Genomic DNA, 10,024 nt, shown 5'->3' with positions numbered 1-10,024 from the left:
TTCAACTATTTTGATTAATTTAGTTTCATTGAAAAAGCATTTGCTACGGTTGGACTGAATTGAACTTAAGGTTCATTTCAGTTCCGCCCTTCGCAAATACTTTTTCCGTTATGTGCAAGCGTATTTGACCAGTTCGTCTAAAAATTAAACTTCTCGAAAACAATCAAAAAATTTTTAAATCTCTAATTTTGCAGTATGGACAGATTGACCAAAGAGCAAAGAAGGAAAAATATGCAGGCTAACAAATCGACAGGTACAAAACCTGAACTTTTGTTGGCTAAAACGCTTTTTGCACGAGGTCATCGTTACCAAAAAAACAATAAAACCGTTTACGGAAAACCAGACTTGACTTTCAAAAACATCAAACTTGCGATTTTCGTGGACGGAGAATTTTGGCACGGCAAAGACTGGCACGAACGCAAAAACGACCACAAGACAAACCAAGAGTTTTGGAACAAAAAAATCGAAAGAAATATAGAACGAGATAAAGAAGTAAACGAAGAACTTACGAAACAAGGTTGGACGATTTTAAGATTTTGGTGTAAAGACATCGAGAAAAATTTACTAACTTGCGTGTCGCAAATAGAAAATGAGATTAAGAATTTAAAAATGGATTTAAAAGAAAAAATATCTTTAGAAACGTTTGGGAACAAGCAATTTAGGATAAAACTAATTGAACCCGAGAACAACCAAGAGGCTGTTCTAACTCATTATTTGCACAACTCAAAAAACGGAGTTTCACAGTTTTACAAAAAAGATGCAGTTGCATTTACCAAAGAAATTTTAGAATACAAATATCCGGGAGAAGAAATTACTACCAAAGTTGCAGAAGAAGCACTGCAATATGGTATTTTCGACTCGTTTCAAGTGCCATTTCCACCAATAGAAAACCCAAAATTTAAATTTATCGACTTATTTGCAGGAATTGGCGGATTCCGATTGGCACTGCAAAATTTAGGTGGAAAGTGTGTTTTCACAAGCGAGTGGGACAAAGAAGCTAAAAGAACTTACAAAGCAAATTTTGGCGAAACACCATTTGGCGACATCACAAAAGAAGAAACAAAACAATACATTCCAGATGGTTTTGATGTTCTTTGTGCAGGTTTTCCTTGCCAAGCGTTTTCGATTGCCGGAAAACGTGGAGGATTTGAAGATACAAGAGGAACTTTATTTTTTGATGTTGCTGAAATCATCAAAAGAAAACAGCCAAAAGCTATTTTTCTTGAAAACGTAAAAGGTTTAAGAAATCACGATAAAGGAAAAACCTTAACAACAATTCTTAATGTTTTAAGAAATGATTTAGGATATTTTGTTCCCGAACCTCAAATTGTAAATGCCAAAGATTTCGGAGTTCCTCAAAATAGAGAAAGAATTTATATTGTTGGTTTTCATCCAAATATGGAAATAAATGATTTTACTTATCCGAAACCTATAGATAAAAAAGTAACATTTGCTGACATAAAAGAAAAGAAGGTACCGGCAACGAAATATTATCTTTCTACACAATATCTTTCAACATTAGAAAACCACAAAGCAAGACACGAAAATAAAGGCAATGGTTTTGGTTATGCAATTATTGCAGATGACGAAATCGCAAATGCAGTTGTTTGTGGAGGAATGGGGAGAGAGAGAAATTTAGTAATCGACAAAAGGCTAAAAGATTTCACTCCAACAACTCGCATAAAAGGCGAAGTAAACCGTGACGGAATACGGAAAATGACACCGAGAGAATGGGCAAGATTACAGGGTTTCCCGGATAGTTATTTAATTCCGGTTGCTGACGCTTCCGCTTATAAACAGTTCGGCAACTCCGTTGCCGTACCTGCAATACAGGCAACCGCAAAAGAAATTTTAAAATTAATAAAGAAAATATAATGGGGAAATTAAATGAGTTAAGTATAACTATAGGCAGAGATAATAAAGCAGAACTAATTTTTGACAGTTTATTTCCCAATTTTTTGGAAGTAGAATATGAAAAACCAAACGAATACATCCGAAAATATTGGGGTGCTTATGCTTTACATCCTGAAAGAAACAATAATTTAAACGGAAAAATTTTTGAATATATTTTGGCGACACTTTGTGTAAGGGAAGGAATTTTACCAATTTACATGAGTGCAAAAGTCGCATTCGTACCGAATGTAATTTATGACTTGATGTTTTACACAACTGAAAGAGGTCCGATTTGTTGGAGTGTGAAAACAAGTTTGCGAGAACGATATAAACAAGCGGACTTAGAAGCAATCGCACTAAAATATGTTCACAGAAAGGCTTTGAGCTATCTTATAACTCTTGAAGAAAACGAAGCAAGAAGTGTATAAAAGCAAAAATTAAAAGCGGAGATGTAATTGGGCTTGACAATGTTATTGTGGCGACTAACGAAGAATTTAACGATCTCATTGCAGAGCTTAAAGAATTTGAATTTTCTGAACCACCAACAGTAAAAGTAATTGAAAGCAACCAAATGATAACTGAAGAAAAAGTAAACCGAATAAAATAAAATAACCTAAATAACGCCTGCACATAACAAGGTATTGCCGCAAGCGGGGAATATATGCATTTTAGAAAAATTTATTTACTTTTGGAGTATGGTATTTTGTTTGAAGTTAGGTGCTATAAGCCCTGCCTTCGGCAATACCCTGACCGTTATACGACATTTTATAAAAACGATACCTAAAAACGAATGAATGAATCACAGCTATTAGACAATATGATTTTGCATGAAAATGCATATTTTTATCTTAAAGATAGTCCAAATTTTCTTTCTAAAAGAGTCATAAAAAAAACTTTTACAGAAGCTTCAACTGATAAACATGGAAGAGCACTATTAGAAATTATCAAAAAGCAAAAAACGTTTGATAATGAAACTGAAGTATTTTATTCTGTTTTAGTTTTTAGATACGTGAAAAAACCATCCTTTATTGAAGAAATGGTTACAAATTGGGAAGAAATAAAATTGGCATATCTCTGTATAATTGATTTTGAAGAGCATCTTGTAATTGCAAGACGAAACATTTCTAAAATTTCAGATTTTCTATCAGATTTTGAATCTCTAGATTACAACGTGATCACATCTATATTTTCAGAAGATAATACTTCTTTTGAAAAACTAAGTATGGATAATATGAATATATCTGATAGAGCAATAAGACAAAAAAGCTTAGAGTCTCCAAATCTACAAGAAAATGTTGCCAGTTTTGGTTTACAAGCTTACATTCTCAATAATGTAAGAGTAAGTAATGACGACCAAAAAGTAGCTTTATCTGTAAATTCTTCTAGAATCAACCGACTAGGTCCCAAAAACACTTTTGATGGTCTTTTAAATTGGTGCAAGAATACAGTAGAAAGAATAAAAAACTATATTCCTAAAACAAATTTTTTATCTTCATTCGCGACATCAATTGATTATTCAAAACATAAAGATGAGTTAATTCCAACCTCAATATTACTTGTATTAAGCAAACTTTATAAAGAATTTGAGGAGAATAAAATTAGAAGGTGTTTTTTCAGAATTAAAAAAAACGATGAAGTATTAGAGAGAGAAATCAACTTAATTCCAATTTTAAAACAATTTGAATATTTATTGGAAATAAATAAAGTAGATGAAAACTACATAATTAAAAATAAGATTGTAAAGGATTTAGGTTTATTTTTAAATAATAAATCTATAACACTTCGATCAAAGAAACTTTCTAAACTTTATATTGAATACGAAAATGACCTATGTTATCCCATTCTTTCAGTAATAAATTGGACTCGTAGTTATATCATCACATTTGATAATCCAGAATTTATATATTGTAATAGAAAATTATTTAAAGATAATCGATTATTAGGAAATTTGGATGCAACTTTAAAGATATTTAAAGATCATCCTGAACTTGAAAATGTAACATCAGAAAAAGGTGAATTCAGAACTGATTCTATAGATTTTACAGAAGATTCAGTCTTTGGATTTGTAGAAAATAAATTTAAAGCAGATTATGATTATTTTGTTTGCGATGATCTTTCCAAAGAATGGGCAGATCATATTGGTTTAAATGAGGAATTAATTTCATTTTATCATTCTAAATACAAAAATTCAAGTTTTTCAGCATCTGACTTTCAAGATATTGTTGGACAAACCTTAAAAAATCTAGGAAATTTATCTCCATCAGATGACCAATGGGATATTAAAGAAAATTTATGGAATAATTTGTACAAAAATGACTCTATCCAAACTCAAATAAATAGAATTAGAACAGGTCAGAATTCAAATGAAGTGATTGATTATTTTAAGAAAATTAAGGGTTATCCAAATATTAAAAAACAGGTTCATATTGTTATTAATTTCATCTCAAAGTCGGCATTGGAAGATAGATTACATAAATTGAAAAACGGAGAGTCGTTCCGTGAAAGAAATGAGGTTATACAAATTCTTTGGTTCATCTCTTCTCTAATTTCAAGTTGCTTTGAAGCAAATACGGAAATTTATATTCATTGTAAACCTTAAAAACGTCGTATAACATAGTATTTGCAAAAGGAGGGGTTAAGTGCATGGTTGAAAATTTGGTAATATTTATCCACTTCTGCTTTTCCGTATTACTATTTTAAGTATTTTAGCAATACGGAAAAAGCATCCGCTTCGGTTGTGCTGAATTGAACTTGTCGTCCAATTCAAACCCGCCCTTCGCAAATACTTTTTCCGTTAGCTGTAATCATAAAAAAATACTGCATAAATGAAATTCCTCAAATATTTATCAATTTTCATTTTTTTCATTTCTTGCCATAATAAGAAGGAATCAAAAGAATTGATTAAAAATAACGATGAGGAAATCGATTTTTTCCAACCCGAATATTTAGGAGCTTTTGGTTCGAGCACAAAATTAATTCTATTTGCTTCATTTAATGAATGTGGAGAATGGGGAGGACACAAAGAAATTCTTGAAGTTTATGCGAAAGAAAACCAAAATTTTTATGCAAAATATATTAAAAATAGAGTTGATTGCAGTAAAATTGGAGAGCTTTATGGAAAACCTGAATTTCAAAAACTCGATTATGAAAAGGAACTAAAATTAAATAAAGTTCAACAAAAAGCAATCTTCGAATACCTTTTAAAACTTACAGAAAGTAAAATTTCAGAGAACTTTCCTAGTCATTCTGGACAAATTTTCGGAGCAGAAAAAACTGACTCTACATTTTATATAAGAGTTTATGACAATTCCTCAAAAAATCTTAAAAATTACAATACTTTATTGACTGAATTGAATATTGAAAATGTGAAAATTGATAGAGAATAATGACTACAGCTAACATAGTATTTGCAAAAGGAGGGGTTAAGTGCATGGTTGAAAATTTGGTAATATTTATCCACTTCTGCTTTTCCGTATTACTATTTTAAGTATTTTAGCAATACGGAAAAAGCATCCGCTTCGGTTGTGCTGAATTGAACTTGTCGTCCAATTCAAACCCGCCCTTCGCAAATACTTTTTCCGTTGTGCGTCAGTGTAAAAAGCCGACCCGCAAATGGCACATTTGGTTTTTGTCGACACACGATCCAAAGCTCCAAAAACCAAAAGAGCCATTTTTTGCCAACGCTGAAATGATTTAAAAAATAAGAAAAACGTATATTTGACCAATAGATGAATGAATTAACAGTAATAGATTTTTTTTGTGGAGCAGGAGGCTTTTCCGAAGGCTTCCGACAAATGGGATATGGTATAATTTACGGTTATGACCATTGGAAACCTGCTGTAGACACTTATAATCATAACTTTAATTTACAATGTAGTCCAAAGAATATTTTAGATTTCGACAATTCAATTGATGAAATAAACGCTATACCAAACACAGACATTATTCTGGGAAGCCCACCTTGTGTTAGCTTTTCAAGTTCTAACAAATCAGGAAAGGCAGATAAATCTTTAGGGGTAAAATTAACAGAGACTTTCTTAAAGATAGTAGCTGTAAAAAAACATCAACCAAATTCTACTCTTAAAGCTTGGTTTATGGAAAACGTTGTAAATTCCAAAAGATATTTACAAACCGCATATACCTTTAAGGATTTAGGTCTTACAGATTGGGCGAATGAGCATAAAATCAGTCCTAATAAAATAGCAATTGATTTATTTGAAAATACAACTATAATTAATTCAGCAGATTATGGATCAATACAAGCAAGAAAGCGAGTAATCTCAGGTGAGATTATCAAACAAAAAAAACTTATAGTTCCCAAGCATACTCATTGTAATCCAAAAATAAAAGGAGACTTACCGTTCTATAAATCAATTAAAACTATTCAACAAAATTTTCCAACTCCATTTCAGAAGGAAAATTTCATAGAAGTAAAAGACATAAATTATGATATTAGAATTCCTCAAAATCAGATTACAGATCATTTCTATGATACTGGGGTTTATGAGGTTGAGTGGAGGTTTTCGAAATTTTGGAAACAGAATCACCCTTATATGGGAAAAATGTCTTTTCCAGAGAATAGTAATAACCCAAGCAGAACTATAACTGCAACTAAAATTGCTAACTCAAGGGAGTCTATTATTTACAAATCAGAGATTAATAGAAAAGGAGATGGAGAATACAGATTACCTACTGTAAGGGAAGCGGCAATTATTATGGGATTCCCAATAACTTATCAGTTTATGGGTTCTGAAAACACTAAATGGAGACTTGTAGGTAATGCTGTCTGCTGTGCTGTTAGTCGAGCCTTGGCAGAAACAACATTGCAGTTTCTAAAACATAGTAAGCCCAAGAACTTAATTGTAAACAAAACACCTAAACTTGAAGGAGTACTTAATTTAAATACCTATAAACTAAAGGAGTTTAATAATCCTCCCGTAAAGAACAAAGGTGCGAGATTTAGAAGACACCCAATAAAAGATGGTAATTTAACAGTAACATTATCTAATTACGATATTGATAAAAGTAGTAAAACAAAAAACAAATGGTTTACTTCTATTCAATATGGAACAGGAGAAGGCTTTCCTGTCCAAAAAGTTGAAGATGAATACTACAAAGAATTAGAACCTCTTATCGAAAGTTTCAAAGGAGGGAAAAGATTCTTAGAAATCATCAATAATGGTTTTTCAGAAAAGATTGGAGATAAAGTTCAACTCCAAGATATGTATGAAAAGCAAATCTCGATTGAGAAGTTGAAAGAACCTACAATTCTTGTAGATGAAATTGCAGATATTATTGAAAAAGTTGGATGCCCAAATTCTTCATTTGAGCAAGGTGATATAATAGTATTTAAGAACAAATCTAAGGTACCTATTAAGCAAGTTTTTGCGCTTTATGCTGTCAATAAAATTTCCTCTATCGCAAACAATAAGTAATTATGAACAAAGAAGTTAGAATACAAAAAATACAGGAAATTATCGAAAGGGATAAAAACCGAACTGATTTGCTAAACCATGAAATAATGTGGGAAAAGCAACTAAAAACAGAAAAGGTTTACAATATTCCGCTTTCATATTTAATATACAATAAATACAACGGAAGGATTCTTAGTAGAACTAAATCTTTAGAAAAGCAAAATCAAGAAATAGACCTTGAGACTGAAGAAGGAAGAAATTTAATAGAAAATCTACTATGGGAATCTAAAGTTGACAGAAATAAAAAAACGCTTGCAAGTATTAAAGATTTCGGTCAGCAAAAAGTTGGTATTATCACAAAGGATGGGGTAATAATTGACGGAAACAGAAGAGCAATGCTTTTGAACAAAGTTGATAGAACTGGTTACTTCAAAGCCATTGTACTACCTGTTACCCTTGATGAAAACCCAATCGAAATTGAAAGACTTGAAACCACCTATCAAATGGGTGAAGATGAAAAATTGGGCTACAACCCAATTGAAAAGTATCTTAAAGCAAAGCAAATATTCGATAAATTAACTTCCAAAATCTCTGAAACTGAAGCAATCAAAAGTATTTCAGATTGGATGGGAGAAACAGAGGGAGAAATACGAAAGTATCTTGATACAATGGCTGTGATGGACGAATATCTTGAATATCTTGAATATGATGGTATTTACACTCAACTTGACAGTAGAGAAGATCAGTTTTTATCATTAACCAAATGGTTAAATACGTTTTACGGAGAATCAAGTAAAAAGGCATTTGACGGTTATACAGATAGTGATGTTGATGATTTAAAAATTATTGCATTTGATTATCTAAGGTTTAGGAATGAATATGATGGGAAAGAATTTAGAAATTTAGCGGAAGGAAATAGCGATAAGCATTTTTTTGGGGATAAAGAAATTTGGAAGAGTTTTTCTTCTAAGCATAACGAAATTATCAGAAAACTTCCTAAAGAACCTGAAATTGATTTTAACTCGACTAACCTAGAGAAACATTTAAACGCAAGAGACAAACTCTTTTTTGAAAGTTCGATATTCGAAAACGATACAAGTGCATTTTTAGAAAACCTGAACGACCACAAATATCTAGTTGGTTATAATAAAGCTGCGGAAGAACCTGAGAAACTTATAAAGAGAGCCTCTCAGACATTTGAAGCAATAAAAACTGGACACAAGGCATTTGCTAAGCCTGAAGTACAACGAATGGTGCAAGAGTTAGGTGATAAAATTTTCAATTCACTTCAAAAAAAATCCCCTTCTAGAGTTTTATCTCATATAATTGAATTATTGGAGGGAATTGAAGTCGATAAAATACCTGCTGATGAAGTTGAAGAAGTTCAAGATAAAACCAAAAGAATACAACAGATTGGATATCAAATAAACAAGAACTTATAATGAGCTATTCTATAGATGTCAATATCGTAGATAATATCTTTATCATAAATGGGGATACAGAATCGTTATTACAAAATAAAAGACTTTTAATTTCTCTCAAAAGACTCAATTACTTTATAGAATCGAACTCCGTTTTTATTCCATTTCGTGATGAAACACAAATAAAAACTCTTCAAGAGATTCAAGGGTTGATGGGAAAGTATAATTACGATTTTCAATTCACAGAAAATATACAAGTAGAATTACAGGCATTTTCTAAAGAGGAAGAAAATTTTGAAGTGTTTAGTGAAAATGCCAGAGCAATTAGAGATAATGAGTTTACAGAGAAAAAGTCTTTAGTAACTCAATTTGACAATTTTCAGGAAGTCCTTAAAGAAACGTTGATAAGAAAACTCTATCCATTGCAATTGCTTTCATCCTTTCATATGGCATTTGCTCAAAACTCTTGCAACTTTGCTGTGCCTGGTGCAGGTAAAACATCAATAGTTTATGGAGCATATGCGTTTTTGAAAAGTTTACCTAAAGAAGATCCTCGTCACGTAGATAAACTTTTGGTTGTTGGACCTCTTTCATCTTTTGCTCCTTGGGAAAATGAATTTTCAGAGTGTTTTGGATATAAACCTAACTCTTTTAGAATGTCTGGTGATAGTGAAATTTCAGTGAAACAAAAATTAGAACATTTATATTCACCAAACTCACCAGAACTAACATTAATTTTTCACGGTGGCGTTGACCGTTTTCAAAATGACATTATTGATTTTTTGAAGCGAAACAAAACAATGGTTGTTGTTGATGAAGCACATAGAATAAAAAATCCAGAAGGTGTTTGGGGAAGAAGTGTTACAGAGATATCAAAAGAAGCAGTTTCTAGGGTGATTTTAACAGGGACTCCTGTTCCAAATGGCTATCAAGATATTTTCAATCTTTATAAATTTATCTATCCTTTCAAATTTAAAGAAATTCTAAAGTTTCATTATCACAATTTGGCGGATATGACTAATAATAACTCGCCTGAATCACAACGGGTACAGGAATTAAAAGATAACATTTCTCCTTATTTTATAAGAATTAAGAAGAAAGATCTCAAGCTACCACCAATAGAAGAAAAATACATTCCAGTTGAAATGGATTCCCATCAAAGGGAAATATATGATTTTATAGAATCTGCTGAATTCAACTTGCAAATGCAACAGAATTCTGATTAATAATTTGTTTAAATTTTTCGTTTGGCGTGAGGTATCCAAGTCTTTTACGAGGTCGATTATTGAGTTTATT

At 31.6% G+C, this 10,024-nt stretch carries 8 protein-coding genes and 1 pseudogene; 8 read left to right on the top strand and 1 reads right to left on the bottom strand.

Annotated features, from left to right (window positions below):
• Positions 1-195 precede the first annotated feature (195 nt).
• The 8 genes from vsr to VQ048_RS11350 all read left to right on the top strand — a co-directional run bounded on the left by vsr (position 196) and on the right by VQ048_RS11350 (position 9,954).
• Positions 196-1,875: a DNA mismatch endonuclease Vsr gene (vsr, locus tag VQ048_RS11385; protein WP_327611794.1), complete on the top strand. Its 1,680-nt coding sequence runs from the start codon at positions 196-198 to the stop codon at positions 1,873-1,875.
• On the top strand, positions 1,875-2,321 hold the full coding sequence (locus tag VQ048_RS11380) for a hypothetical protein (RefSeq protein ID WP_327611793.1): 447 nt from the start codon (positions 1,875-1,877) through the stop codon (positions 2,319-2,321). Before vsr ends, VQ048_RS11380 begins: the two co-directional genes overlap by 1 nt.
• 47 nt (positions 2,322-2,368) lie before the next feature.
• A complete protein-coding gene (locus VQ048_RS11375) occupies positions 2,369-2,500 on the top strand; it encodes a hypothetical protein (protein ID WP_327611792.1) in 132 nt (43 codons plus the stop codon).
• A gap of 183 nt (positions 2,501-2,683) precedes the next feature.
• On the top strand, positions 2,684-4,492 hold the full coding sequence (locus tag VQ048_RS11370) for a hypothetical protein (protein ID WP_327611791.1): 1,809 nt from the start codon (positions 2,684-2,686) through the stop codon (positions 4,490-4,492).
• 226 nt (positions 4,493-4,718) lie between these two features.
• Entirely contained in the window at positions 4,719-5,279 is a 561-nt protein-coding gene (locus tag VQ048_RS11365; RefSeq protein WP_327611790.1) for a hypothetical protein, read from the top strand.
• A 342-nt stretch (positions 5,280-5,621) separates the two neighbouring features.
• Positions 5,622-7,328, top strand: a complete 1,707-nt coding sequence (locus VQ048_RS11360; protein ID WP_327611789.1) for a DNA cytosine methyltransferase — start codon at positions 5,622-5,624, stop codon at positions 7,326-7,328.
• A gap of 2 nt (positions 7,329-7,330) precedes the next feature.
• Complete coding sequence (locus VQ048_RS11355) at positions 7,331-8,749, top strand: hypothetical protein (RefSeq protein ID WP_327611788.1); 1,419 nt, start codon at positions 7,331-7,333, stop codon at positions 8,747-8,749.
• Entirely contained in the window at positions 8,749-9,954 is a 1,206-nt protein-coding gene (locus tag VQ048_RS11350) for an SNF2-related protein (RefSeq protein ID WP_327611787.1), read from the top strand. The genes VQ048_RS11355 and VQ048_RS11350 overlap by 1 nt, the downstream gene beginning before the upstream one ends.
• Here VQ048_RS11350 and VQ048_RS11345 read toward each other — a convergent pair.
• A pseudogene (locus VQ048_RS11345) lies at positions 9,923-10,024 on the bottom strand (IS30 family transposase); the annotation flags it as partial. The gene VQ048_RS11350 and the pseudogene VQ048_RS11345 overlap by 32 nt on opposite strands.

The sequence above is a fragment of the Bergeyella anatis genome (assembly GCF_036016955.1).
Taxonomy (GTDB): Bacteria; Bacteroidota; Bacteroidia; order Flavobacteriales; family Weeksellaceae; genus JAYWXI01.
The sequence above is the reverse complement of the archived record's forward strand: the minus strand, read 5'-3'. Positions and strand labels throughout refer to the sequence as shown.